This is a genomic window from Rhizobium sp. 05L419, assembly GCF_056397845.1.
In genome coordinates, this window is record NZ_JBFTOF010000019.1 from 107,052 (window position 1) to 130,441 (window position 23,390).

Here is a 23,390-nt window from a genome sequence, read left to right on the forward strand (position 1 = left end):
CGAAGTTTCGAGCGGCTGCGCTAGAGGGTTTGGCTGAGTGGTGCTTCTCCCCCCGCAGAGCCAATCCGGAAAGTTGGACACTATTGCAATAATTCAAGTCAAGAGCTTTCGCCGAAGGAGACCTGTCGAGCGCCAACAATCGACTGTGTGGTACCCAGACATAAAAAATCCGGCGTCTTTCGGACGCCGGATTAGGTCGATACTCGCTGGTTCAGGCGCGGCGCAGGAAGCGCGCCACGATCGATACGACGAATAGCACCAGGAACAAAAAGAAGAGCACCTGAGCAATCGACGCCGACGCTCCTGCAATGCCGCCAAACCCCAGAACCCCTGCGATCAGCGCCACAACAAGAAATACGAGTGCATAGTAGAGCATTTCCATCTCCCTGGTCGTTTTGATGACAGGGTAACGATGGCTCGCGCTGTTGGTTCCGCCGATGGCGAAGGAGATTGTTTTACATCAATAAAGTGGCTGCGAGCTGGCCGCCCTCAGCCAATTATCCCACAGACAACAGCCGCCAGGAATGCAAAAGCCACCGTCACGAGTGTCGCATTCATCACAAGCTGAACCTTGCTGCGCGTTGTCGCAGGCTTCTTCGAGCGCGCGGAACCATACTGGTTCGCATGAGTATGCGATATACCCAAGTCTGCCATGTGTTGCCTCCGTCTGTTTTATCGCTCTTCACTTGAGCTTGTTGTTTTCACTTGAGCTTGTTGTTTTCTTACAATGTCTATCTGATTGGTAGAGATAAAATTCCACCGGATACCGTAGGATGAGAAAATCCGTTCGGATCCGACGGAGCTAGCACAGGGTGCGCCAGGCCCAAATCAAGGAACGCTCAACGGCGGTTTCCTGATGTGGTGTGTTGGGTGCCTCTATCATCCGCCGGTCTCGTTCGGCCGGTATGGAGGTTTCGTTCGCAGCCTTTTCGGCCTTGGCCGGAGGTGCGAGATATCCCATGGTCATGCCGCCGAGAAAGAACATGCCTCATCTCCATGATCACGAAAGCTAACAGTCGTTAACGCGATCATGACAGAAGCAAGGCAGCTGTCAATAGTCTAGTCGATTGGTCGTGTTTTAACGGACCGTTATTGTTAATGCGCCGGCCAGCGCCAGTGATTCCAATCACTTGAAAATACTGGCTTTCAGGCTTTCACGAAGCCCTTGCTCGCGATCATCAAATTTCTCGTGTAGTCCTCGCGAACAGCGGCCTGCGAGAGTTGTGCCGCCGTTAGTCGTTCCACGACTGCCCCATTGCGCATCACGGCAAGGCGCTCGCACATATGGGTGATCACTCCGAGATCGTGGCTGACCATGACAAATGTCAGCTTTCGATCGCGTCGGACTTCTTCCAGCAGATTGAGGACCTCGGCCTGCACGGACGCATCCAACGCAGACGTCGGCTCGTCGAGCAGAAGGATGGACGGCTCGACGATCAGTGCGCGGGCGATGGCAACGCGCTGCCGTTGACCGCCGGACAGCTGATGCGGATAGCGGAAACGGAAGCCGTTGCCGAGGCCGACCTCGTCGAGCGCGCGGGCGATGCGCCGTTCGCCGTCGCCGATGCCGTGGATCGCCAGGGGTTCGAGCAGAAGGCGATCGATGGTCTGTCGCGGGTGCAGCGAGCCGTACGGGTCCTGAAAGACCATCTGCACGTGCCGATAGAATTGCTTGCTGCGTCGCGAACCAAGCAACGGCTCGCCGTGAATTCTGATGGTGCCGCTTTTGACCGGTGCGAGACCGGCGACGGCGCGCAGCAACGTCGATTTTCCTGAGCCGGATTCGCCGACAAGTCCGAACGATTCTCCGGTTTCGATCTCTACACCTACTTCCTTCAGCGCGTAGAAATGGTCGTAGACGACACTGAGATTGTCGATGGAAAGGGCTGCGCTCATAGGGCCCACTCCGGTTTTCGATCCAGGACCGGCAGCGGATGCCTGTTTTCCCCAATCTGCGGCATGCAGTTCAAAAGCCCTTGCGTGTACGGATGTTGTGCATTCTTGAGGTCCGAGGCCTTCAGCTCCTCGACGACCTTTCCGGCATACATGACGATGACGCGGTCACAGAAGGAAGAGACGAGACGCAGGTCGTGAGAGACGAAAATCAGTCCCATACCCCGCTCGGAGACCAGCCGGTCCATGATCCGGAGAACGTCGAGCTGAACCGTGACATCCAGCGCCGATGTCGGTTCGTCGGCAATCAGCAGCTCCGGATCGGCAATCAGCATCATCGCGATCATGGCTCGCTGCCCCATACCGCCGGAAACCTCGTGCGGATAGAGATCGAACACGCGCTGCGGGTCGCGGATCTGTACTGCCTCCAGCATCGCAATGGCGCGGGCGCGCGCTTCGGCTTTGCCGACCTTCTCGTGCGTGCGCAGCGTTTCGCAGATCTGGCGGCCGATCGTCATGACAGGATCCAGCGAGTACTTCGGATCCTGCAGCACCATGGCGATGCGTTTTCCACGCAGCTGGCGCCGCTGCTTTGGCGATGCCGCCAGCAGGTCCATGCCGTTGAAATCGAGTGTATCGGCCGTCACGATAGCGTGCCCCGGCGTGAGCCCCATGATCGCACGCCCTGTCTGGGACTTTCCGGAGCCGGATTCGCCGACGATCCCCAGCCGCTCCTTGCCGAGCGTGAAGGAGACGCCACGCACGGCTTCGATGACGCCGGTGCGCGTGGGGTAGCTGACCCTGAGGTTTTTGACGGTGAGAAGAGCAGTCATTGTCCGCTCTCCTTGGGGTCAAGGGCGTCACGCAGCCCGTCGCCGAGCAGATTGAAGCCGAGGCTGACGATCAGGATCGCGATACCAGGCATCGCGGCAACCCACCACTGATCGAGGATGAAGCGGCGCCCCGAGGCGATCATAGCGCCCCATTCGGGAAGTGGCGGCTGTGCTCCGAGGCCGAGAAAGCCGAGGCCGGCTGCCGTCAGAATGATGCCTGCCATGTCGAGCGTCACGCGAACGATCAGCGAGGAGATGCAGAGCGGCATGACGTGGCGGATCACGATGCGGAGCGGCGAGGCCCCCATCAGTCTGACCGCAGAGATGTAGTCGGAGCGTCGGACCGTGAGGGTTTCGGCACGTGCTATGCGGGCGTATGGCGGCCATGACGTGATGGCAATCGCGATGATGGCGTTCTGGATCCCGGGGCCGAGCGCTGCCACGAAGGCAAGCGCCAGCACGAGCTTCGGGAAGGCGAGGAAGATATCGGTGATACGCATCAAGACGGCGTCGACCCAGCCGCCGGCGTAGCCCGACACCGTGCCGACGAGCAGACCGATCGGCGCGGAGATGACGGCAACGAGCACCACCACCATCAGCGTCAGGCGTGAGCCGTAAATCAGCCGGGAATAGATGTCGCGGCCCTGATCGTCCGAGCCAAGCAGGAAGCCGTCGGTGCCCGGCGGCAGCAGGCGAGCGTTCTTCAGGTCGCCGATGACGGGAGAATGTGTCGCGAGAACATCGGCGAATGCCGCGACGAGAAGCAGGGCGATGATGATTATCAGGCCGAGGACTGCGAGCCGGTTGGCGGTGAACTGGCGCCAGGTGACGTAAGCGCGTCCAAGGCGAGCCTGCGCGCGCGACTGCGGCCGATCCGACAGCAGCCACTCGCGGCGGCTCAAGGGTGGGTTTTGATTGGCGGGTACAGTCATCGGCTTCGCGTCCTGGGATCGAGGGACCGATAAAGAAGATCGGACAGAAGATTGATGCCGATGAAAACCGTGCCGATCACGATCGTACCGCCAAGCACGGCATTCATGTCTGCGTTCTGCAGCGAATTGGTGATGTATAGTCCGATGCCCGGCCATGAGAAGACCGTTTCCGTCAGAACCGAGCCTTCGAGCAGACCGGCGTAGGACAACGCGATGACGGTGACGAGCGGCACGGCGGCGTTGCGCAGCGCATGGCCCCAGATCACCCTCGTTTCCGACAGGCCCTTGGCACGTGCGGCGACGACATATTCCTGGCTGAGCTCGTTGAGCATGAAACTGCGCGTCATTCTGCTGATATAGGCCAGCGAGAAGTAGCCGAGCAACGATGCGGGCAAGATGATGTGCCTGAAGACGTCATAGAATACGTCCCATTGCCCCTGCATGGCGCTATCGATGAGATAGAAGCCGGTTATCGGGGTAAACGTGTATTCGAAGACAATGTCGATCCGCCCCGGGAAAGCCACCCAACGCAGCTTGGCGTAGAAGATTACAAGCGAGATCAGCGCCAGCCAGAAAATTGGGACGGAATAACCGATGAGACCGATGACGCGCACGATCTGGTCGGCAAAGCTGCCGCGCTTGACCGCGGCGAGGACGCCGAGCGGCACGCCGATCACCGAACCAATGATCGTTCCGAGGGTCGCAAGCTCGATGGTCGCGGGGAAGACGCGCCTGATATCGGTCATGACGGGGTTGGTGGTCAGCACCGAGGTGCCGAAATCACCAGAAAGGATGCTTCGGAGATAGATGTAAAACTGCTGGTAAAGCGGCAGATCGAAGCCGAGTTCGCGGCGGACACGCTCGACGACATGGGCCGGCGCTCGGTCGCCGAGGATCGCCAGAACCGGGTCGATCGGCACAACGCGGCCGATGAAGAATGTCACGGCCAGAAGGCCGAGATAAGTGGTTACCGCGGCGACAAGGAAGCGACCGACGGCTTTGGCAAAAGGAAGAGCACGGCCGGGTTTGGGCCGTGCTTCCGTCTTTGTTTCGACGATGCTCAATGGATCAATCCTGCCGGATCATTCCTTGCCGATCGGGCCGACGTAGTTGGTGTCGAAGCTCGGTCCCAGCTTGAAGCCGCTGAGTGCCTTGCGATAGCCGGCAACTTCCGTTTGCTGGAAGATGACCACGAAGGGGCTGTTGGCAAGGAACTTCTTCTGGATGTCTTCATACATCGCTGCACGCTTGGCGCTGTCGCGCTCCAGCAAGGCCGCCTTCGTCTCCTTCTCGAGCTCCGGTGCCTCCCAGGTGTTGCGCCATGCCAGCGTCTTCACCGTACCCGCGTCCGAATTATCGGGATTGGTGGTGAAGGTGTCGGCATTCGAGTTCGGGTCGAAGTAGTCCGAACCCCATTGGCCGATATACATGTCGTGGGTGCGTGCGCGGTACTTGGTGAGCGTCTGCTTGCCGTCGCCCGGGATGATTTCCATCTTGACGCCTGCCTGGGCGAGCGACTGCTGCATCGATTCCGCAATGCCGGTGACCGGCTGCGTATTGCGGACATCCATCGTTACCGAGAAGCCGTCCTTCAGACCAGCCTTGGCCAGAAGTTCCTTGGCCTTGGCGACATCGAGCTTGTAGGGGTTGTCGTTGAGCGCGCCGAGCTGGCCCTTTGGCAGGAAGCTCTGATGGATATCGCCGATGCCCTTGATAAGCGTTGCGCCGATCGCATCGTAATCGACCAGATATTTGAATGCTTCCTGGACTTCCGGCTTCTTCAGGTTCTCGTTCTTCGAGTTGAGGCTGACGTAGTAGACGGTGCCCTTCGGTGCACTTTCCTGGGCAAGATCGGCATTCTTGGCAACAGCATCGAGATCATTCGGCTCGAGGTTTCGCGCAATATCGATATCGCCGGATTCAAGCGCCAGACGCTGGGCGGAGCTTTCTTTCATGTAGCGGTAGATGACGCGATTGAGCTTGGTCTTTTCGCCGTAGTAGTTGTCGTTGCGCTCCAAGACGACAACTTCGTTGGCGCGCCATTCGCGCAGCTTGAAGGCACCCGAACCGGCATAGGCCGTCTTAAGCCACTCGTTGCCGAAATCGTTGTCGTATTTGTAGTCGGCGCTCGGCGTGACCGGCTTGACGTGATCCAGAACCAGCTTCTTGTCGACCACGGACGCAACCGTCGCGGTCAGGCAGTTCAAAACGAAGCTCGGTGCATACGGCTTGTCGACCGTGAAGACGAAGGTGCCCGCGTCGGTCGCCTTGGCCTTTTCGGCGACGTTGTCGCCGTTGATGCCGAACTGGGTGATGATGAAGGCCGGGCTCTTGTCGAGTTTGACGGCGCGCTCCAACGACCAGGCCACATCTTCGGCCGTAATCGGGTTGCCGGAGGCGAATTTCAGACCGGACTTCAGTTTGAAGGTGTAGGTCAGACCATCATCGGACACCGTCCAGCTATCGGCGAGGTCGCCCTTGACCTTCGAGGTGTCGTCCATGTCGAGGCGAACAAGAAGGCTATAGGTGTTGCTGGTGACTTCTGCGGTCGACAGCTCGAACGCCTCGCCGGGATCCATGGTGATGATGTCGTCGATTGCGAAGCCTTCGACCAAGGTGTCCTTTGGGGTCTCAGCGAAGGCGGCCGGTGCAGCCATCATCAGAATGGAAAGTGCGGCGCCTGCGGAAAGCAGGCGGAAACGGCTATTCAGCTTGTTCATTTTCACGGTTTTATTCCCCTTTTTTTCAGTTCGAATACAAAACGTTGCGAGCTCAGACGTCCTCTTCCCTCCACGCCGAAGCCAGGATCCGCAGCCAGTTCCCGCTGGCCAGCTTTTCAAGATCGCCCGCACCATATCCAGCACGCTGTAGTGCGGCAATCAGCCTCTGGTTGCCGGCTGCATCGCCGATGTCGTCGGGAATCGTCGCTCCATCGAAATCCGAACCGAGAGCCACGCAGTCGATGCCGACGCGTTCCACCAGGTAATCGATATGGCGTATCATGTCGCTGAGTGGTGTATCGCCGTCTGAGCGTCCATCGCTGCGCAGCATTGCAGTGGCGTAGTTGACACCGACGAGGCCGCGGCTTTCCTTGATCGCGTCCAGCTGCATGTCGGTCAAATTGCGGGCAACCGGCGTCAGCGCATGTGCATTGGAGTGGCTGGCGACAAGCGGCTGATCCGTGGTCTTTGCCACATCCCAGAAACCCTTCGCGGTTATGTGGGCGAGGTCGATCATGATCCCGAGGCGATTGCACTCCCGAACAAGTTCGAAGCCGGCTGCCGTGAGCCCAGGCGCCGTGTCTGGAGACATGGGGAAGGCGAACGGTACGCCGTGGCCGAAGATATTGTGGCGGCTCCAGACCGGGCCGAGCGACCGCAGACCGGCGGCATAGAACACTTCCAACGCAGCCAGATCGGCTCCGATCGCCTCACATCCTTCCATATGCATGACGGCGGCAAACACGCCGTCCGCCATGGCCTTTCTGATGTCCTTGACGGTGCGGCACAGACGCCAGGCGCCTGCGCAATCCAGACGCAGCGCGATGGCAGCCATTTCGGTCGCGATCCTCAGGGAAGGCAATGGCTCGAGCGGAGCGGCAAATGGCGTGACATAGTGGCCGTTCTTGTCGGGATCTGCAAAAACGAGGTCCCCTGACGGAACATAGATTGCGCACAACCCGCCCACGAGCCCGCCCGCCTTGGCGCGAGGAGCATCGATGTGGCCCGAAGCTATCCCGTTAGAAAACTCAGCGACTGGATCCTCGCCCTCCTGCTCGTGTGTCCAAAGCCGGAGAAGAACGTCATTGTGGCCGTCGAATACGAATTGCATGTATGTTCCTGTTTGCCCGGGCAGGCGTACCAAGAGCGCAGAATAGAAAAGTTGGCGAAATACGCTACCCCTTTTCTCATAAAGTTTGCTATTTCAGACAGGCGGTTGGCGGGATTGCAAGCAGGCCGTGGGGCTGCCTATATGATCCGGCGCTAGCGGCAGCCGATCCGCTGCCTTTGATGGAGAGACCTATGCCTATTTCGATGTATCGCCTGACGGTTCCCCTGTTCCAGCGCGGCTTGGCTACGCTGGGTGGCTATCTCGACAAGGCCGAAACGTTTGCCGGCGAGAAGGGCTTGAACCCTTCCGATTTGGTCGCCGCCCGCCTGAGCCCGGACATGCTCCCGCTCTCCGGGCAGTATCAACGGGCGACGGACACCGCAAAGCTCGCGATCTCACGCCTGACCGGTGTTGATGCGCCGAAATTCGAAGACAACGAGACGACGATAGCCGAATTGCGGGCGCGATTGGCCAAGACCGAGGCCTACCTTGCAACCATTGCGCCGGATGCGCTCGATGGAACGGAGACGCGCGAAGTTGTCATCGCGCCCGGTGGCAACAAGGTGATTTTCCGCGGCGACGAATATCTTGCGACCTTCGCGCTGCCGAACTTCTACTTCCATATATCGATGGCGCACGCGATCCTGCGCAATCAAGGCGTGTCCGTCGGAAAGATGGATTACCTCGGCCGTTTCACCTGATGCTCTTCAGGGCCGGCGTTTGACCGGCCCTCCTTGCGTCAATTCGGTATAGGCAAGCGTCTGATCGAGATGACGCGCACGTAGCGACAGCAGCTTCTCGGCGTAGGCAAGGCGCGTCGACGCATGAGCCGGATCGGCTGCGATATTGTTGAGCTCCATCGGGTCGTTGCGCAAATCGAAGAGCAGCGGCGGAAGTGCTGTGAAATGCACAAACTTGAACTGCTCGTCGCGCAGAACGGCGAGGTTGCATTCGCTGGAGCGCAGCCCGAAATGGGTTTCCGCCTCGTGATGTTCGATGTCGCGGAAATCGAACTCCCAGAAGGCGGCTTCGCGCCAGTTCTGCGCCTTGTGCCCGCGGGTAAAGGGAAGGAGCGATTGGCCGTCGAGGCTGTTCTTCGGCTCGATGGCGAGATGATCGCAGAGCGTTGGGAAGATGTCTGCAGCGCTGGTGAAATGCTGTACCGTCGTTCCGATCGCCGGCGAGCGAGGATCGCGAACAACCAGCGGGATGTGGTAGCTGCCGTCGAAGAAGCCGCCCTTGCCAAACGTCCAGTGATCGCCTGCCATCTCAGCATGATCGGACGTGAACACGACCAGCGTGTTTTCCCAGGCGCCGGCCTCCTTCAGCGTCTGCCAGATCCGTCCCAACTGGGCATCCACTTCCCCGATCATCCCGTAATAGATCGCCCGGATATCCGAAAAATCCCGTGCGTCCCAATCGCCGACGGTGCCGGTCGCACCGTGGATGAAGCTGCCTTTATCGGTTCTCGGCATGGCGTAGGATAGATAGGGATGCGACCGTTCTTCCGTCTCGCGGCTCGCCGCTCGTGCGAAATCCGGCCCGTCGCCGGCGCCGAACATCTGGTTGAACGGAGCTGGCGCGGAAAAGGGCGGATGTGGCCGCAGGAAGGATACGTGCGCAAACCACGGAGCATCCTGTTCCCCGAGCCAGCGGATGAATTCACCCGTCAGGAACGCGGTCTGGGTTTCATCCCTGGAATAGGCAGTTGGCGCACGCGAAATCTCCCCAGGCTTTGCACCGGCGGGAATATGGATATCCCGGCTCGTCGCATTCTCGTGGCCGCGCGAGCGCAGCCAGGAAAGCCACTGCCTTTCATGTTCAGGCAGTAGCTGGCGTGCGGTGAAGCCGGGCAGAAGTCCCTCATAGGTCGTCAGATGCGGATCGCGCGCATCAAGACCGCGTGGGTCCGGTGCGGTGTCGGTATATCCAAACAGTGTCGGGTCGTAGCCCGCCCGCCTTGCCGCCAGGGCAAGGTTGTCGAAACGCGCATCCAAGGGAGACCCGTTGCGGCAGACGCGGTGGTTCATCTGGTAAAGGCCGGTGTAGAGCGTTGCGCGCGCCGGGGAGCAGGGGGCAGCACCGGCATAGTGGCGCGCAAACAGCGTGCCTTGTGCGGCAAGCGCATCCACGTTCGGCGTCTTTACGCAGGGGTGACCGACCACTGAAAGGCAATCACCGCGCCATTGGTCCGCGGTGATCAGGAGAATGTTCGGCTTGCCGCTCATCGAGGTCCGCTCAATGCTGGTTGGATTTGGCGTGCCAGTTCCACGCCGAGCTGATGATCGCTGACAGGTCATGCTGCGGCACCCAGCCAAGAAGCTCGCGTGCCTTGTCGTTGTTGGCGACGAGGGTGTGCGAATCGCCTTCGCGGCGACCGACATATTCGACCGGGAAGGGCTTGGCGGATACCTGCTCGATGGTCGAAAGCAGCTCCTTGACGGTCGTGCCCGTGCCTGTTCCGAGATTGAGGGCAACGGAGCCCCCACCTCTCAGCAGGTACTCGACGGCGCGAACATGGGCGTCGGCGAGATCCAGGACATGGATGTAGTCGCGCACACACGTTCCGTCTCGTGTCTCATAGTCGCTTCCGAAGACCTTGAAGCCTTCGCGCCGGCCGAGCGCTGCGTCGATCGCCAGCGGGATGGCATGGGTTTCCGGCTTGTGCCATTCGCCGATCCGGCCCTCGAAATCCGCGCCTGCGGCGTTGAAGTAGCGCAGCACGACCGAGCGAAAGCCGGTGTACTTGTCGTAGTCGGAGAGCGCCTGCTCGACGATATATTTGGTGCGGCCGTATGGATTGATTGGCACCTGCCTGTGTGTTTCGTCCAGCGGCACACTCTGGGGCAGGCCGTATGTCGCGCATGTCGAGGAAAAGACGAAGGCCTTGATCCCGGCGTCTTGTGCGGCTGCGAGCAGCGTAAGGGTGCCGATCACGTTGTTTTCATAGAAAGCGACCGGTTCTTTCACCGATTCGCCGACTTCGATCAGGGCCGCAAAGTGCAAAATCGCGGCCGGCTTGTGCTTGGCCAGAACCTCGTCCAGTCGGGTGCGGTCCCGGATATCCCCCTCTTCGGCTATTCCCCATTTGACGAACTCGCGGTGTCCGTTCGAGAAGTTGTCGAAGACGACCGGCTTGAAGCCCTTGTTTGCGAGATCGAGACACGTATGCGAGCCGATATATCCGGCACCGCCGACGACCAGAATCGTTTCACCTGCCATGCACCACCTTCTATTTCTGTTTTGGACGGAAGAGAATTAGGCGAAGGAGATGGCGATAAAAAGAAGGAAACGGCGGGCTCCCCGCTTTAATGCCACCTTATTGCTAACGCGATTAGCGAATTTTCCATTTCACAATATGACCAAGTCATACGGCTTGACTGCGCCAGACAAGTCAACGACACCGCAGCAATTCTTTCAGAACATAGTGTCTCTCCCTTAAGAAGTTCATCGATTTTCGCCCGGTGTCTAAGTTGTTTTCGCCTTATAAGTCAGAAATGCTTGTTTTGTCGTTGACGGTGGGGCTATTGGTTCGAATTGAATTCAACGATGACTTGGAAAGCCATTTCGGATGGATCCTGCGCTTCGGAAATTCATCTTTCATGAACTTCAGGCGATCGAAGGCTATATAGATCCGCCGGATGCACTTGTTTTTCTGTCTCTCTTGCGATGCCAAGGGTCCGAAGGTCTCGGGGGAGCGGTGGCAGAAATCGGGGTCTACTACGGGCGATCTTATTTTCTATTCAGGAGAATTTGCGGCGCTCGGGAGAAGATCGTTGCAATCGATTCCTTCGATATCGGCGAGGCGGGCGGTGTCGCCCAGTATGCGCGGTTTGTCGAAAACGGCCGCCGCCTTGGTTTGCCAGTGCAGGAGGATCTGGTCATCAAGAGCGACAGCACGTTGTTGAAGCCCTCTGACATAAAGGGCAAGGCCGGTCCTATTCGCTTCTTCAGCGTTGACGGTGGCCATATGCTCTACCACGTTGCGTCTGATAGCCATCTGGCTGCGAACTCGCTTGCCGAGCACGGCATCATCGCGTTCGACGATACGTTCAACCCCACCTGGCCGGAGGTCACGGTTGGCGTTGCAGACTTCCTGCGCGCACAAAAGGGCGCTTTTTCCGTTTTCTGCATAACAAAGTACAAGACCTATGTTTGCCGGCAGCCCTTTCATGCGTTCTATTCTCAGGCCGTTGCGGCGTCGCCGGATCTTCACGCATTCGGTCACCTCGAAACCGAGTTTCTCGGCTCAAAGGCAACGCGGCTGGAGGTTCCGATGCGGCGGCGCATCGTGCACGAACTCCTCGTTCGCACCGGGATGAGCGTCTTTTCTGAGAGAGCCTACAGATAGCGTCCGTCGCATTGTCGACAGGTGCAACAGGCGAGAGCTGGAAAAATGCCTCGCCGAAGCGAGGCTAGTCCAAGGGCCGCTTCGGGGAAAACAAGAAGCGGCGTGGCTGTTTTATTGCTGCCCCATGTTTCCACAAGCGCACTTTCGGCCATTCCGGTACTCTTTGCGCGCATGCTAGAGAGATGATCGGCTACCCTTCAGGCGGTGAACGAGGTTTTGGCTGCGGCGCAGGGCTGTAACGGCTGCGCCAACGGCTATGAACCACAGCGCGATGGTCAGAACCTGATTTTGCCAGTTCCACAAGGGTTCGACTATCGAGATAAGTGCTGCTGCGGTGATCGTCGCCATGCGGTGCTGCTTGGCCATCGGCCCCGAAAAATCGCTCGGTTGTCCCGTTGCGCGGCCGAGTTCGCGAACATAGGCCGTCAAAACCGCAAACGAAGCCGCGGCCCAGCCAAGACCGGGCGAGCCTATTGCGGCCCCGGCTGCGACGAGGATCAGGATGTCGGCAACGCGATCGGGAAATTCGTTCCAGAATGGCCCGTCAGCTGCCGCCTTGCCGCCTTCGACCGCTACCATCCCGTCAAAGAGATTGCACAAAAGCCGCAGTTGGCAGAATGCGGCGGCCAGCAGAAGGAGGATGATCCGCGTCCAACCGGTGCTCGCTCCGGACAAGAAGAATGCGCCGCCTGCCAGCGCTGCTGCGAGCATGCTCGCTTGGGAGATCTGATTGGGCGTTACGGATTTCGATGCGAGCCATTGCGCAATCGACCGGGCCCAATGCGTGTCGCGGCTTGAAAGCGGTCTGCGGTCGCCCGATTCGGTCATGCCCGGTCTCCCTTTCGGTATAAAGAGTAATTGTAGATCGCCGCGTAACTCGTCGAGACGGTCAGCGGCAAGGCGATCGTCTTGAGTATTTCAGGTGTCCCGCTCAACGCATGAATTGCCGTGAGCGTGGCGCTTGAGGCGATGCAGGCGATCAGCGGCGGCGCCCAGAGTGCGGTGATGCCCGCGAATCGGCTGGAGAGGTGCTCCACGGCGGTCTTGAGGAAAAGCGTCAGGCACGCCGACAGTGATCCCTGCACGACGCCCGCCAGCAATGCTCGCGGCACCGGATACTCCCGGTTGGCCAGCATGGCCCATCCGCCCATGGAAAGGAATGCGAATGCAACATGGGTTATGCTACTGTTTGCGGCGCGTCGCAGCCCGCATCTCAAGTGCTCGACCACCAATAGCGCACGATGTGGAAGAAGATTGGCGCGGAAAAGACCACAGAGTCCAGCCGGTCAATCAGTCCGCCGTGTCCTTCGATGAGATTGCCCCAATCCTTGACACCGCGGTCCCGCTTGATCGCCGACATGACAAGGCCGCCGAAGAAGCCCATCAAAGTGATGATGAAGGCGAGCAAGCCTGCTTGAAGCGGTGTGAACGGCGTAATCCACCACAAGCCCGCGCCAATCAGCGTTGCGCTGGCAACGCCGCCCACGAAACCCTCGACCGTTTTTGACGGCGAGAGCTTCGGTGCGATCTTGGTTCGCCCGAACAGCTTGCCCCAGACATATTGCAATACGTCGCTGAGCTGGACGATGATCACGAGGAAGGCGATCAGCAGGACGTTGCGGCCTTCATAGCCTGCGATGTTCAGTGTCAGCAGCGCGGGAACGTGCGAGGCGCAGAAGACGCATATCATCAGCGCCCACTGAACCTCGGCAATCCTGTCGAGAAAGCGCTCGGTATCGCCGCGCAGAACCGAGATGATCGGCATCAGAAGGAAAGCGTATACGGGGATGAAGATCGAGAATATGCCGTACTGCTGTGCCCAGAGCAGGAAATATTGGATCGGGAGTACGACGAAGAAGGCCGCCGCGAGCGCCCAGTGATCGGCGCGTTTCGTGTGGGTGAGCGTGATGAATTCGCGCAGGGCCGCAAACGAACAGAAGCCGAACAGGATGAGGACCCCAATCCGGCCAGCGAGGAACGCAAGGCCGATCAGGATGGCCATCACCCACCACGCCTTGATTCGCGCGTTGAGATTTTCGATGGAAGCGTTCGACCCATCCGCAGACAGGCGGCGTTGGAGGACATAGCCGACGGCAGATGCCACGATCAGCACTGCCAGAATGCCGAGCACCAGTGTCCACAGATCGGAGTTGGCTCTGTTCATGCGCTACCGCCTGCATGTTGGGGGGACAGATCCAGAAGCGCGGTTTGCGCCCGGTTCAGGAACGCCTCCTTGCTCTCGTCGGGATCGATGCGGATGGCGCTGCCGAAACTGACGGTGCATATCAATGGGATCGGCACGATCTCGCCCTTCGGCATCACCCGGTTGAGGTTGTTGATCCAGACCGGCACAAGACGGACATCCGGTCGGGTCGATGCGAGGTGAAAAAGGCCACTCTTGAATGGCAGCAGCGATGCATCCGTCTGGTTGCGTGTGCCCTCCGGGAAGAGAATCAAAGATGAGCCGGCGTCGATTGCCGTTGCCATGACCTCGATTGGGTCATGTGTGCGCTTGTCGCGATCGCGCTCTATGAGGACAGCGTCGAAAACATCGCGCCCGATGAAGCGGCTTATCGATGACTTGAGCCAGTATTCAGCGCCGGCCACCGGGCGGGTGGTTCGCCTCATCCGCGGGGGCAGAACCGCCCATACCAGGATGAAATCGCCGTGACTGGAATGGTTCGCGAAATAGATGCATTGCCCTGATGGGGCGCCCTCGCTCGGCCAAATCGCGCGCACAGCGGTGATGGCACGCGCAAACAATACGATAGCCGCCGCCGCGGGCTTCGCGATCACCTTTCGTACCAATGTCGCCCCCCCCTGTCCCGCCTGAAGCAGATTGCAAAGATCTAGCGTTATTTGCAACCGATCAAAAGCCCGTATTTGAGGCAAGCCGGGATGCCTGTCCTAAAGGGTGCTGCACTTCATCCGGGCGGTGGAGGAAAGCGTTAACTATGCTTCGGTAGGAATGACGTCGAACACAACGGAACGAATCGATGTCGGTACAATCAAGCAAGAAGCTGCAGGCAATGACCACGAGCGAAATCATCCTTTTTCCGGTTGCTTCGCGTGCCGGCGACATCGATCGATGTGCTCAAGAACTGGAGCGTTGCCATGGCGAAGACGCTGTTCGTTTCTGGAAAACGGAATGCCGCCGGCTTGCCGATGAGCTCGGGTCGCTCGGCTTCTCAACGGATGATGTCCGCGAGCAGGTGATGATTTTCCAGGCAGAAGTTCAGCAGGCGCTCGTCGAGCGCTGTCAGGCCCGCGCTATTTCCCAGAGCCGGAGCGGCCGCGCCCTCAAGCGTTAAGCGGCCCACGGCTTTTCTTCGGAGCATGGGGTTTGCCACCTGCTCCGAACGAACTTATCGCGGCCGCACGCGGATCTTTTCATTTACTGTTTCAAATTGGCTGTCTTGGTTCGGAAATTCCGCTCGCCAAGTGGTAGTGTGATAACGTCACCCGGGGAGCCGAAAGAGGTCCAGCGTGGCGACGGAACAATCACGGCTGCCATCTTGGGAGGAGAGCAGATGCTGCACAAGCTCGTCGCCAATGACGACCCACCGTCGAAGGCCCGACAGCAGATATCAGCTTGCCTCACTCGCAGCGGATTGGTCTGTCCCAGAGGGCACTTTTCCTTGCGCTTGTCATGGTACTGGTCTTGGATGACCTTCTAGCGTCCTGGGCTGCCACGGAACAGGTCGCGCAGATTGCGAAGCGGGAGAGATCGCACGCGGCCACGCCGCGTCACCGTGCCGGACAAAGGGAGGAAGCCTATGTATTCCGGGGGCCTGAAGTTTGCGTTGACTGACGAGATCGAGGCATTGCGCGATGCGGTTTTCCGTTTTGCCTCCGATCGGATTGCTCCGCTTGCTGCTGAGACAGACGCGAGCAACAGCTTTCCTACGCCGCTTTGGCGCGAAATGGGCGACATCGGGCTTCTCGGAATCACTGCCGAAGAAACATATGGCGGCGCTGGTATGGGCTATCTTGCTCATTGTGTTGCCATGGAAGAGATCAGTCGTGCATCGGCTTCGGTGGGTCTCAGCTACGGCGCGCATTCCAATCTCTGCGTCAACCAGATCAGCCGCAATGGAACTCCCGATCAGAAAACACGCTACCTTCCCGGGCTCATTTCCGGCGAGCATGTCGGTGCGCTGGCGATGTCGGAACCGTCGGCAGGGTCGGACGTCGTGTCGATGCAGCTTCGTGCGGACAAGCACGGAGGCAGATATCTCCTGAACGGGAGCAAGATGTGGATTACGAATGGTCCCGATGCCGATGTGCTGGTGGTCTATGCCAAGACGGATCCGCAGGCAGGTCCGCGTGGTATTACGGCCTTCCTCGTCGAAAAGAATTTCAGGGGTTTTTCGACTGGCCCGAAGCTCGACAAGCTCGGTATGCGCGGTTCCAACACCTGTGAGTTGATATTTTCCGATTGTGAGGTGCCCGAGGACAACGTTCTCGGTGTGCTCGGCGGCGGTGTCCGGGTGCTCATGTCAGGGCTGGATTACGAACGCGTTGTGCTTTCGGCTGGACCTCTCGGGATCATGGCCGCTTGCATGGACGTGGTCGTCCCCTACCTTCACGAGAGGAAACAGTTCGGCCGGCCAATCGGTGAATTCCAGCTGATGCAGGGAAAGCTTGCGGACATGTACGTGACGATGAACACGGCCCGCGCCTATGTCTACGCGGTAGCAGCCGGGTGCGATCGCGGAGAGGCGAGCCGAAAGGACGCCGCGGGCTGCATACTCTATGCTGCCGAAAAGGCGACGATCATGGCGCTCGAGACGATCCAGGCGCTCGGGGGCAACGGCTATACGAACGATTACCCGGCTGCGCGGCTGCTTCGCGATGCCAAGCTCTACGAAATTGGTGCCGGCACCTCGGAAATCCGGCGTATGCTGATCGGCCGTGAACTTTTCGAGGAGACGGCATGATCGAAGAATTCATCCGCCAACCCGGTTTTGGTGACAAATGACGGTTCTGAAATCGCAGATCTCGACAAACTCGGAAAGCTTCAGGATGAACCGTGCCGCGATGGCGGACGCGGTGCGCATGGTCGAAGAGGCTGCAATGGTAGCGGTTCAGGGCGGCGGTCCCGTTGCGCGTGAGCGTCACGTCGGCCGCGGCAAGATGCTGCCGAGGGATCGGGTCGCCGCCCTGATCGATCCGGCCACCCCGTTTCTCGAGGTGGGGCTCACGGCGGCGCACGGCATGTATGGCAACGAGGCACCCGCGGCCGGATTGATCACCGGTGTCGGCCGCGTGGCCGGTTGCGATTGCATGATCGTCTGCAACGACGCGACCGTCAAAGGCGGAACCTACTATCCCCTGACGGTGAAGAAGCATCTGCGTGCACAGGAGATTGCGGCTCAAAACAACCTCCCTTGCGTCTATCTGGTGGATTCCGGCGGTGCGAATTTGCCGAACCAGGACGAGGTGTTTCCGGATCGCGATCACTTCGGCAGGATTTTCTTCAACCAGGCGAATATGTCTGCTGCCGGAATCCCGCAGATCGCTGTCGTCATGGGCTCGTGTACCGCCGGCGGCGCCTATGTACCGGCAATGTCGGACGAGGCGATCATTGTTGAAAGACAGGGGACGATCTTTCTGGCAGGCCCACCGCTGGTAAGGGCAGCGACAGGAGAGGTTGTTTCGGCCGAGGAGCTCGGCGGCGGCGACGTGCATACCCGGCTATCCGGCGTTGCGGACCATCTGGCCCGCGACGACGCCCATGCTCTGGCGCTTGCCAGACAGGTTGTTTCCAACCTCCACCGCGCGAAAGCACCGCCATTTGAGATCAAGCACGCGGACGCTCCGCTTTATGATCCTGCGGAGATCGCCGGGATCGTGCCAGCCGATCTGAAGACACCCTATGACGTCCGTGAGGTGATTGCCCGCATTGTCGATGGCTCGCGCTTCGATGAATTTAAACCCCGCTATGGGGCGACGCTGGTCTGTGGGTTCGCTTGCATTCACGGCATTCCGGTCGGCATTCTTGCAAACAACGGCGTGCTGTTTTCGGAGTCGGCGCTGAAGGGCGCACACTTCGTGGAACTCTGCTCACAGCGAAAGATTCCGCTCGTCTTCCTGCAGAACATCACCGGCTTCATGGTCGGGCGGAAGTATGAGACCGAAGGTATCGCCAAGCACGGCGCCAAGCTTGTAACCGCCGTTGCAACAACGGCTGTCCCGAAAGTAACGATGCTGCTGGGTGGTTCCTTCGGCGCTGGCAATTACGGCATGGCCGGGCGGGCCTTCTCGCCGCGTTTCCTCTGGACCTGGCCGAACAGCCGCATATCGGTGATGGGAGGCGAACAGGCAGCTGGTGTGCTGGCAACGGTGCGCGGCGAAGCGCTCTCTCGGGCTGGCACGCCATGGACTGCGGAAGACGAAGCCGGTTTCAAGCAGCCGGTACTCGATCTCTTTGAACGGCAGAGCCACCCGCTCTACGCCTCCGCGCGCCTTTGGGACGACGGGATCATCGATCCTGCCAAGAGCCGGGACGTGCTCGGCCTGTCGCTGTCGGTTTCGTTGAACACACCGATCGAAGACACCCGCTTCGGTCTTTTCCGGATGTGAGGCGGCCCATGTTCCAGAAGATCCTCGTTGCAAATCGAGGCGAGATTGCCTGCAGGGTGATCCGCACGGCAAGACGCATGGGCATTGCCACGGTTGCCGTCTATTCCGACGCGGATGTCGGCGCGCTGCATGTCGAGATGGCGGACGAGGCCGTCCGCCTGGGGCCGCCTGCCGCGCAGGAGAGCTATCTGTCGATCGAGCGCATTCTTGCCGCCGCCCAGCGCACCGGTGCGCAAGCCATTCACCCGGGCTACGGCTTTCTCTCCGAGAACGCTGATTTTGCAGAAGCGGTTGAAGCGGCGGGTCTCACCTTCATCGGACCGCAGCCGTCGTCCATCCGCGCAATGGGTTTGAAGGATGCCGCCAAAGCGCTCATGGAACAGGCGGGCGTGCCTGTCGTACCCGGCTATCATGGCGCTGATCAGCGCGACGGTTTTCTGGCCGATCAGGCTGCTTTGATCGGGTACCCGATCCTCATCAAGGCGCGGGCCGGCGGCGGCGGCAAAGGCATGCGACGCGTTGATCAGGAAGACGAGTTCCTGGAAGCCCTGGTGGCCGCGCGGCGCGAGGCGCAGGCTGCCTTCGGCGACGACGGCATTTTGCTMGAGCGCTATCTGCTTCAACCCCGACACATCGAAGTTCAAATCTTCGGAGATCGCCATGGCAGCGTCATTCATCTCTTCGAACGCGATTGTTCTTTGCAGCGCCGTCATCAAAAGGTGATCGAGGAGGCGCCGGCGCCAGGCATGACGGCGGACATGCGATGGACCATGGGCGAAGCCGCTGTGCGCGCCGCACGCGCCATCGGGTACCGCGGTGCCGGCACGGTCGAATTCATTGCTGATGTGTCGCATGGTTTATTGCCGGACCGATTTTACTTCATGGAGATGAATACGCGGCTGCAGGTCGAGCATCCTGTGACCGAAGCGATCACCGGCATCGATCTCGTCGAGTGGCAGCTGCGCGTTGCTGCCGGGGAGCCATTGCCAAAGACGCAGCCCGAGCTTGAGATCTACGGCTGGGCTTTCGAGGCGCGCATCTATGCGGAGGACGCCTCGAAAGGCTTTTTGCCGGCTACCGGGACGATCTCGCAGCTGAGCTTTCCCGATGTCGGCGCTCGCGTCGATGCCGGCGTTCGCGGTGGTGACGCGATATCGGCCTATTACGATCCCCTGATTGCCAAGATGATCGTGCATGGGCCGAACCGCGCCAGCGCGCTTTCCCGTCTCACCAGGGCGCTAAGGGCGTCCCACATCACCGGGATTACCACCAATCTCGAATTTCTCGCGCAGTTGAGCACCCAGGACGAGTTCGTTTCCGGCCATCCGGACACCGGCTTGATTGATCGCAACATTCAGCATCTCACGGCGGTTCACCCTCCGGAGGACATTGCCATCGCACTTGCCGCCGTGCTGTCGCTGGGCATGCCCAAGCGAGAGGTGGGCGATCCCTGGCAGACGCTGGGGTATTGGCAGCTCTGGAGCGACATGCAGCGGATCGTCACGCTGCAATACGAGGGCGGTCATTCAAGCCTGCGGATCGCGGCCAGGGGCTTTGATTTCTTCGCTGTTCACGACGGCAAGCGGGTCATTCCGGTGAAGATCGTCAGCCGCCTGGATGACGGATGCCGTGCGGAGGTAGACGGTAGGCAGGTCGAGGTGAAGGCCACGCTGGCTGCGCATCACCTCGTCCTGAGAATGGACAGCAGAACGCACGTCTTTCGCCTTCCCGATCCCTTGAATGCCGATATCGAGGACGTTGGTGCCGGCAGCAGGCTGACCGCGCCCATGCCGGGTTTCGTCAAGATCGTCCGGACGCAACAGAATGCCGTTGTCTCGAAGGGGGCGCCGCTTGTGGTGATGGAAGCCATGAAAATGGAACTGACCCTCGTTTCCCCCCGAGATGGGACGATCGATACCGTTGAGGTAAATGAGGGGCAGCAGGTGGAGGAAGGTGCGCTCCTCGTCACTCTCAAAGCAGAGGAGGCGTAAAATCATGCCGACAGGAAACTCCTCCCTGCCCTCGCTCCTTCCACGAGATGTGTCTATCGTCGAGATGGCGCCGCGCGATGGGCTGCAGAACGAGAAGGAACCGATTCCGACGAAAAAGAAGATCGAACTGGTGGACGTGATTTCCGATTGCGGCTTCGAGCGGATCGAGGTCACGAGCTTCGTCAGCCCCAAGTGGGTACCCCAGCTCGCCGACGCTGCAGAAGTGATGGCTGGTATCCATCGCCGACCCGGTGTGCGCTACGCCGTGCTCACGCCGAACATGAGGGGCTTCAAGGCCGCGATGGCAGCGGCGGCCGACGAGGTTGCGATCTTCGCCTCCGCCTCCGAAAGCTTTTCGCGTCACAACATCAACTGTGGCATCGCGGAGAGTATAGAACGTTTCCGACCCGTTGCCCAAGCAAGCCGCGAGCTCGGCATTCCCATGCGCGGCTACGTCAGCTGCGTCGTCGAATGCCCCTACGAAGGTGCCGTGGCACCGGATGCGGCGGCGGAGGTCGTCGAGAAGCTGCATGCGCTCGGGTGCTACGAAATCAGCCTGGGCGATACCATTGGTCGCGGCCGACCGGAGGAGGTCGACCGCATGCTGGTGACGGTTCTTTCCTATGCGCCTGCCACCATGCTGGCCGGTCATTTCCATGACACTGACGGCTGGGCTCTCGAAAACATTGGCGTTTCGCTGGAGCATGGTCTTCGCGTCTTCGATGCCTCCGTCGGAGGGCTCGGCGGTTGTCCTTACGCGCCGGGCGCCAAGGGCAATGTCGATACGCTCGAGGTTGCGCAGTATCTCTCCCGCAAAGGCTATCGAACGGGACTGTCGCCTGAAAAGCTGGAACAGGCGGCAGCCTTTGCCCGCGGTCTGAGGAGTGCCGCCTGATGCCGGAAACAGTGAGGATTGAGACCGACGCACGCGGGGTGGCGCGGCTGACACTTGCGCGTGCCGACAAGCACAACGCGATGTCTGCAGGGATGATCGATGAGCTGACAAATGCGGCTCGCGACCTGGGTTCGGACCAAAGCGTACGCGCCGTCATCATGGCTGGCGCCGGCAAGAGCTTCTGCGCCGGCGGTGATCTGGAGTGGATGCGTGCCCAGTTCGATGCCAGTCGAAGTGAGAGAATTGCCGAGGCGCGGCGGCTGGCAATGATGTTCAAGGCGCTGAACGAGCTTCCGAAGCCGCTGATCGCTTCCGTCCATGGAAACGTGTTCGGCGGCGGCATCGGTCTGATCAGCGTCTGCGATTGGGCTGTGGCTGCGCAAACGGCACGTTTCGGCCTGACAGAAGTTCGCCTCGGTCTCATCCCGGCAACGATCAGCCCCTACGTCGTTGCGCGGATCGGTGCCTCGGCTGCGCGGCCGCTTTTCATGTCCGGCAGGGTGTTCGACGCAGAACAAGCCAGGGCCATCGGACTTGTCGGATCCGTTGTCGCCGCCGATGACCTCGACAGTGCGGTGGAAGCCGAAGCGAGCGAATTTCTCGCTGCGTCGCCACAAGCCGCTGCAAGCGCCAAAGCGCTCGTCCGCTCCCTTGGTACGCCGATCACAGACGAGGTCATCGAGGACGTCGTCCGCCGGCTCGCTGACAGTTGGGAAACGCCTGAGGCACGGCGGGGCATCACGAACTTCTTTGAGAGGCGAAAGCGGAATTCATTGTAGTTCGCAAATCAGAGAGGTGAAACGTGGTGCTCATCCGGCTGATACCTTTGTGGAAACCAGCAAAGCAACTGCGCAACGAGCTTTGGAGCTGCTACTTCACCAAGGAAGAACGCATTTTCGGCACTTGGTTGAGATGACCCCGCCGGATCGACTGGTTCATCATCTCAGTCGCAATGGCTATTCGGGAGTGTCGGGGCGGCCTTGATGATACAGCATTCTCAACGCCGGCGTCGGATGTCTTTCGCACTTCTTGACCGCATCTGCGCGTCTTTCGGGATCGACACCGCTTCACATGGGGAGCGCTTCCTTCCTCTTCCAACGGCGTGCGCTCTTGAAGTCGACAACGAATGGCTTTTTCTGGGCGGCGATGAGGTTCCAATGAGCTGTCGGTTAGGATTCAATCCCGAGGCAATAGATGATGCGAGCGGCGGATCAACGCCGCGAGTTCAGACGATCCTCACAGACATCTTTTACCAGCTCATGTAGAAGCTTGATCCGTTCGACAAGCCAGGTCAGTTCTTCGGCGGTGATCTCGTAATGCGCGGAATAGCGGGCATCGACGTAGGCGCGGTCAAGCCTCGAGAAGCAGCGCCGGGCGAACTTGCTGTCGCGCGGCCATGCATCGATCAATCTTGGTGCGATGCGTTCCGCGTGGGTGCGCAGCACAGTGAGGCGGTGAGACTTCGGGCTGTAGAGAGTCAGGACGAGCAAGACGCAGTGGTAAGCCCGTTCCGTCGCTTGGTGTAGCATGAAGGCCGCATCTCGAGGTACGCCGTTGTTTATGCTAACCGTCGCAAGTTGGCTCGCGTGGACGGATAACGGGAACCACTGATCGAAATGCCGCTGCGCTTCATCACGCTCGGCCGCCGGTGTCAGCGGCTTCGGCGCTGCGAACGGATGCCCCGCTTCCTCGTAAAGCACGATCCCATCGCGGGCGATATCGATGAAGAACGGCAGGCCGCGCGCCAGCTTGTCATTGACATCACTGAGACTGTGGGCAATCACTTTGGCCGGTGTTTCGAGATGCCGGGTGACGGCAAACTCTTGTAGCAGACGTTCATCGATCTTCCACCAGACCTCGTTTTCTTCGGCGAAGCTGTGTGTGTTGACGACGGCCAGCAGGTCGTAATCCGAACGGTAGCCGCTGTCACGGTCTTCGACCCAGTCGCCGCGGGCATAGGAGCCGTACAGCACGAGCTTTAGGATTTTGCCGGCGCGCTGCTTGTCGGAGAGCTTGGTCTTCTGATGGTCGTTGAACTCGTCGAACACGATCTGCATGACCCGCGAAAGCTCGCGGCGC

General features: G+C 59.8%; 24 protein-coding genes. 8 read left to right on the top strand and 16 right to left on the bottom strand.

Features of this window, described 5'->3' with window-relative positions; translation table 11 throughout:
• Positions 1-211: 211 nt before the first annotated feature.
• The 9 genes from AC1DMK_RS21770 to AC1DMK_RS21810 all read right to left on the bottom strand — a co-directional run bounded on the left by AC1DMK_RS21770 (position 212) and on the right by AC1DMK_RS21810 (position 7,489).
• On the bottom strand, positions 212-376 hold the full coding sequence (locus tag AC1DMK_RS21770; RefSeq protein WP_037064713.1) for a DUF1328 domain-containing protein: 165 nt from the start codon (positions 374-376) through the stop codon (positions 212-214).
• A 113-nt stretch (positions 377-489) separates the two neighbouring features.
• Entirely contained in the window at positions 490-654 is a 165-nt protein-coding gene (locus AC1DMK_RS21775; RefSeq protein ID WP_477861905.1) for a hypothetical protein, read from the bottom strand.
• A gap of 148 nt (positions 655-802) precedes the next feature.
• Positions 803-985 carry a hypothetical protein gene (locus tag AC1DMK_RS21780; protein WP_037064653.1) on the bottom strand — a complete coding sequence of 61 codons (183 nt, stop codon included), beginning with the start codon at positions 983-985 and terminating at the stop codon, positions 803-805.
• Between the two features lie 161 nt (positions 986-1,146).
• Positions 1,147-1,896, bottom strand: a complete 750-nt coding sequence (locus tag AC1DMK_RS21785) for an ABC transporter ATP-binding protein (RefSeq protein ID WP_037064655.1) — start codon at positions 1,894-1,896, stop codon at positions 1,147-1,149.
• Positions 1,893-2,726, bottom strand: coding sequence for an ABC transporter ATP-binding protein (locus tag AC1DMK_RS21790; RefSeq protein WP_037064657.1), 834 nt, complete (start codon positions 2,724-2,726; stop codon positions 1,893-1,895). The genes AC1DMK_RS21785 and AC1DMK_RS21790 overlap by 4 nt, the downstream gene beginning before the upstream one ends.
• Positions 2,723-3,658, bottom strand: coding sequence for an ABC transporter permease (locus AC1DMK_RS21795; RefSeq protein ID WP_477861908.1), 936 nt, complete (start codon positions 3,656-3,658; stop codon positions 2,723-2,725). The genes AC1DMK_RS21790 and AC1DMK_RS21795 overlap by 4 nt, the downstream gene beginning before the upstream one ends.
• Entirely contained in the window at positions 3,655-4,722 is a 1,068-nt protein-coding gene (locus AC1DMK_RS21800) for an ABC transporter permease (RefSeq protein ID WP_477861910.1), read from the bottom strand. The genes AC1DMK_RS21795 and AC1DMK_RS21800 overlap by 4 nt, the downstream gene beginning before the upstream one ends.
• Before the next feature lie 18 nt (positions 4,723-4,740).
• Entirely contained in the window at positions 4,741-6,378 is a 1,638-nt protein-coding gene (locus tag AC1DMK_RS21805; protein WP_477861912.1) for an ABC transporter substrate-binding protein, read from the bottom strand.
• Between the two features lie 52 nt (positions 6,379-6,430).
• Positions 6,431-7,489: a dipeptidase gene (locus AC1DMK_RS21810; protein ID WP_477861914.1), complete on the bottom strand. Its 1,059-nt coding sequence runs from the start codon at positions 7,487-7,489 to the stop codon at positions 6,431-6,433.
• A 191-nt stretch (positions 7,490-7,680) separates the two neighbouring features.
• On the opposite strand from AC1DMK_RS21810, the gene AC1DMK_RS21815 reads away from it, so the two are divergent.
• Positions 7,681-8,190 (top strand): DUF1993 domain-containing protein, encoded by a 510-nt coding sequence (locus AC1DMK_RS21815; protein WP_477861916.1) that lies wholly within the window; start codon positions 7,681-7,683, stop codon positions 8,188-8,190.
• A 6-nt stretch (positions 8,191-8,196) separates the two neighbouring features.
• Here AC1DMK_RS21815 and AC1DMK_RS21820 read toward each other — a convergent pair whose 3' ends face one another.
• Positions 8,197-9,717 carry an alkaline phosphatase family protein gene (locus AC1DMK_RS21820; protein WP_477861918.1) on the bottom strand — a complete coding sequence of 507 codons (1,521 nt, stop codon included), beginning with the start codon at positions 9,715-9,717 and terminating at the stop codon, positions 8,197-8,199.
• A gap of 10 nt (positions 9,718-9,727) precedes the next feature.
• Positions 9,728-10,711, bottom strand: a complete 984-nt coding sequence (gene galE / locus AC1DMK_RS21825) for a UDP-glucose 4-epimerase GalE (RefSeq protein ID WP_477861920.1) — start codon at positions 10,709-10,711, stop codon at positions 9,728-9,730.
• 349 nt (positions 10,712-11,060) lie between these two features.
• On the opposite strand from galE, the gene AC1DMK_RS21830 reads away from it, so the two are divergent.
• The gene (locus AC1DMK_RS21830) at positions 11,061-11,840 is read left to right on the top strand and encodes a class I SAM-dependent methyltransferase (protein ID WP_477861922.1); all 780 of its coding nucleotides are present in this window, start codon (positions 11,061-11,063) and stop codon (positions 11,838-11,840) included.
• A 174-nt stretch (positions 11,841-12,014) separates the two neighbouring features.
• Here the strand turns inward: AC1DMK_RS21830 and AC1DMK_RS21835 are convergent, their stop codons facing one another.
• The 4 genes from AC1DMK_RS21835 to AC1DMK_RS21850 all read right to left on the bottom strand — a co-directional run bounded on the left by AC1DMK_RS21835 (position 12,015) and on the right by AC1DMK_RS21850 (position 14,648).
• On the bottom strand, positions 12,015-12,668 hold the full coding sequence (locus AC1DMK_RS21835; protein ID WP_037064676.1) for a CDP-alcohol phosphatidyltransferase family protein: 654 nt from the start codon (positions 12,666-12,668) through the stop codon (positions 12,015-12,017).
• Entirely contained in the window at positions 12,665-12,991 is a 327-nt protein-coding gene (locus tag AC1DMK_RS21840) for a hypothetical protein (protein WP_477861924.1), read from the bottom strand. Before AC1DMK_RS21840 ends, AC1DMK_RS21835 begins: the two co-directional genes overlap by 4 nt.
• Before the next feature lie 62 nt (positions 12,992-13,053).
• Complete coding sequence (locus AC1DMK_RS21845; RefSeq protein ID WP_037064680.1) at positions 13,054-14,004, bottom strand: phosphatidate cytidylyltransferase; 951 nt, start codon at positions 14,002-14,004, stop codon at positions 13,054-13,056.
• Positions 14,001-14,648, bottom strand: a complete 648-nt coding sequence (locus AC1DMK_RS21850) for a lysophospholipid acyltransferase family protein (protein ID WP_477861926.1) — start codon at positions 14,646-14,648, stop codon at positions 14,001-14,003. Before AC1DMK_RS21850 ends, AC1DMK_RS21845 begins: the two co-directional genes overlap by 4 nt.
• Before the next feature lie 188 nt (positions 14,649-14,836).
• Between AC1DMK_RS21850 and AC1DMK_RS21855 the strand changes: the two genes are divergently transcribed.
• The 6 genes from AC1DMK_RS21855 (at position 14,837) to AC1DMK_RS21880 (ending at position 22,090) form a co-directional block, all read left to right on the top strand.
• Positions 14,837-15,151, top strand: coding sequence for a DUF6074 family protein (locus AC1DMK_RS21855; RefSeq protein ID WP_477861928.1), 315 nt, complete (start codon positions 14,837-14,839; stop codon positions 15,149-15,151).
• 465 nt (positions 15,152-15,616) lie between these two features.
• A complete protein-coding gene (locus AC1DMK_RS21860) occupies positions 15,617-16,780 on the top strand; it encodes an isovaleryl-CoA dehydrogenase (protein ID WP_477861930.1) in 1,164 nt (387 codons plus the stop codon).
• A gap of 37 nt (positions 16,781-16,817) precedes the next feature.
• Entirely contained in the window at positions 16,818-18,425 is a 1,608-nt protein-coding gene (locus tag AC1DMK_RS21865; RefSeq protein WP_477861932.1) for a carboxyl transferase domain-containing protein, read from the top strand.
• A gap of 8 nt (positions 18,426-18,433) precedes the next feature.
• A complete protein-coding gene (locus tag AC1DMK_RS21870; protein ID WP_477861934.1) occupies positions 18,434-20,416 on the top strand; it encodes an acetyl/propionyl/methylcrotonyl-CoA carboxylase subunit alpha in 1,983 nt (660 codons plus the stop codon).
• Positions 20,417-20,420: 4 nt separating this feature from the next.
• Positions 20,421-21,311 carry a hydroxymethylglutaryl-CoA lyase gene (locus AC1DMK_RS21875; protein ID WP_477861936.1) on the top strand — a complete coding sequence of 297 codons (891 nt, stop codon included), beginning with the start codon at positions 20,421-20,423 and terminating at the stop codon, positions 21,309-21,311.
• A complete protein-coding gene (locus AC1DMK_RS21880) occupies positions 21,311-22,090 on the top strand; it encodes a crotonase/enoyl-CoA hydratase family protein (protein ID WP_477861938.1) in 780 nt (259 codons plus the stop codon). The genes AC1DMK_RS21875 and AC1DMK_RS21880 overlap by 1 nt, the downstream gene beginning before the upstream one ends.
• A 432-nt stretch (positions 22,091-22,522) precedes the next feature.
• Here AC1DMK_RS21880 and AC1DMK_RS21885 read toward each other — a convergent pair.
• The coding region (locus tag AC1DMK_RS21885; RefSeq protein ID WP_477861940.1) for a HEPN domain-containing protein at positions 22,523-23,390 on the bottom strand (868 nt) is incomplete at its 5' end.

Excerpts from the sequence above, each read along its gene's own strand:
- AC1DMK_RS21770 (WP_037064713.1), bottom strand. The coding sequence starts at position 376 with ATGCTCTACTATGCACTCGTATTTCTTGTTGTGGCGCTGATCGCAGGG.
- AC1DMK_RS21775 (WP_477861905.1), bottom strand. The coding sequence starts at position 654 with ATGGCAGACTTGGGTATATCGCATACTCATGCGAACCAGTATGGTTCC.
- AC1DMK_RS21780 (WP_037064653.1), bottom strand. The coding sequence starts at position 985 with ATGTTCTTTCTCGGCGGCATGACCATGGGATATCTCGCACCTCCGGCC.
- AC1DMK_RS21785 (WP_037064655.1), bottom strand. The coding sequence starts at position 1,896 with ATGAGCGCAGCCCTTTCCATCGACAATCTCAGTGTCGTCTACGACCAT.
- AC1DMK_RS21790 (WP_037064657.1), bottom strand. The coding sequence starts at position 2,726 with ATGACTGCTCTTCTCACCGTCAAAAACCTCAGGGTCAGCTACCCCACG.
- AC1DMK_RS21795 (WP_477861908.1), bottom strand. The coding sequence starts at position 3,658 with ATGACTGTACCCGCCAATCAAAACCCACCCTTGAGCCGCCGCGAGTGG.
- AC1DMK_RS21805 (WP_477861912.1), bottom strand. The coding sequence starts at position 6,378 with ATGAACAAGCTGAATAGCCGTTTCCGCCTGCTTTCCGCAGGCGCCGCA.
- AC1DMK_RS21810 (WP_477861914.1), bottom strand. The coding sequence starts at position 7,489 with ATGCAATTCGTATTCGACGGCCACAATGACGTTCTTCTCCGGCTTTGG.
- AC1DMK_RS21815 (WP_477861916.1), top strand. The coding sequence starts at position 7,681 with ATGCCTATTTCGATGTATCGCCTGACGGTTCCCCTGTTCCAGCGCGGC.
- AC1DMK_RS21820 (WP_477861918.1), bottom strand. The coding sequence starts at position 9,717 with ATGAGCGGCAAGCCGAACATTCTCCTGATCACCGCGGACCAATGGCGC.
- galE (WP_477861920.1), bottom strand. The coding sequence starts at position 10,711 with ATGGCAGGTGAAACGATTCTGGTCGTCGGCGGTGCCGGATATATCGGC.
- AC1DMK_RS21830 (WP_477861922.1), top strand. The coding sequence starts at position 11,061 with ATGGATCCTGCGCTTCGGAAATTCATCTTTCATGAACTTCAGGCGATC.
- AC1DMK_RS21835 (WP_037064676.1), bottom strand. The coding sequence starts at position 12,668 with ATGACCGAATCGGGCGACCGCAGACCGCTTTCAAGCCGCGACACGCAT.
- AC1DMK_RS21840 (WP_477861924.1), bottom strand. The coding sequence starts at position 12,991 with ATGGGCGGATGGGCCATGCTGGCCAACCGGGAGTATCCGGTGCCGCGA.
- AC1DMK_RS21845 (WP_037064680.1), bottom strand. The coding sequence starts at position 14,004 with ATGAACAGAGCCAACTCCGATCTGTGGACACTGGTGCTCGGCATTCTG.
- AC1DMK_RS21855 (WP_477861928.1), top strand. The coding sequence starts at position 14,837 with ATGTCGGTACAATCAAGCAAGAAGCTGCAGGCAATGACCACGAGCGAA.
- AC1DMK_RS21860 (WP_477861930.1), top strand. The coding sequence starts at position 15,617 with ATGTATTCCGGGGGCCTGAAGTTTGCGTTGACTGACGAGATCGAGGCA.
- AC1DMK_RS21865 (WP_477861932.1), top strand. The coding sequence starts at position 16,818 with ATGACGGTTCTGAAATCGCAGATCTCGACAAACTCGGAAAGCTTCAGG.
- AC1DMK_RS21875 (WP_477861936.1), top strand. The coding sequence starts at position 20,421 with ATGCCGACAGGAAACTCCTCCCTGCCCTCGCTCCTTCCACGAGATGTG.
- AC1DMK_RS21880 (WP_477861938.1), top strand. The coding sequence starts at position 21,311 with ATGCCGGAAACAGTGAGGATTGAGACCGACGCACGCGGGGTGGCGCGG.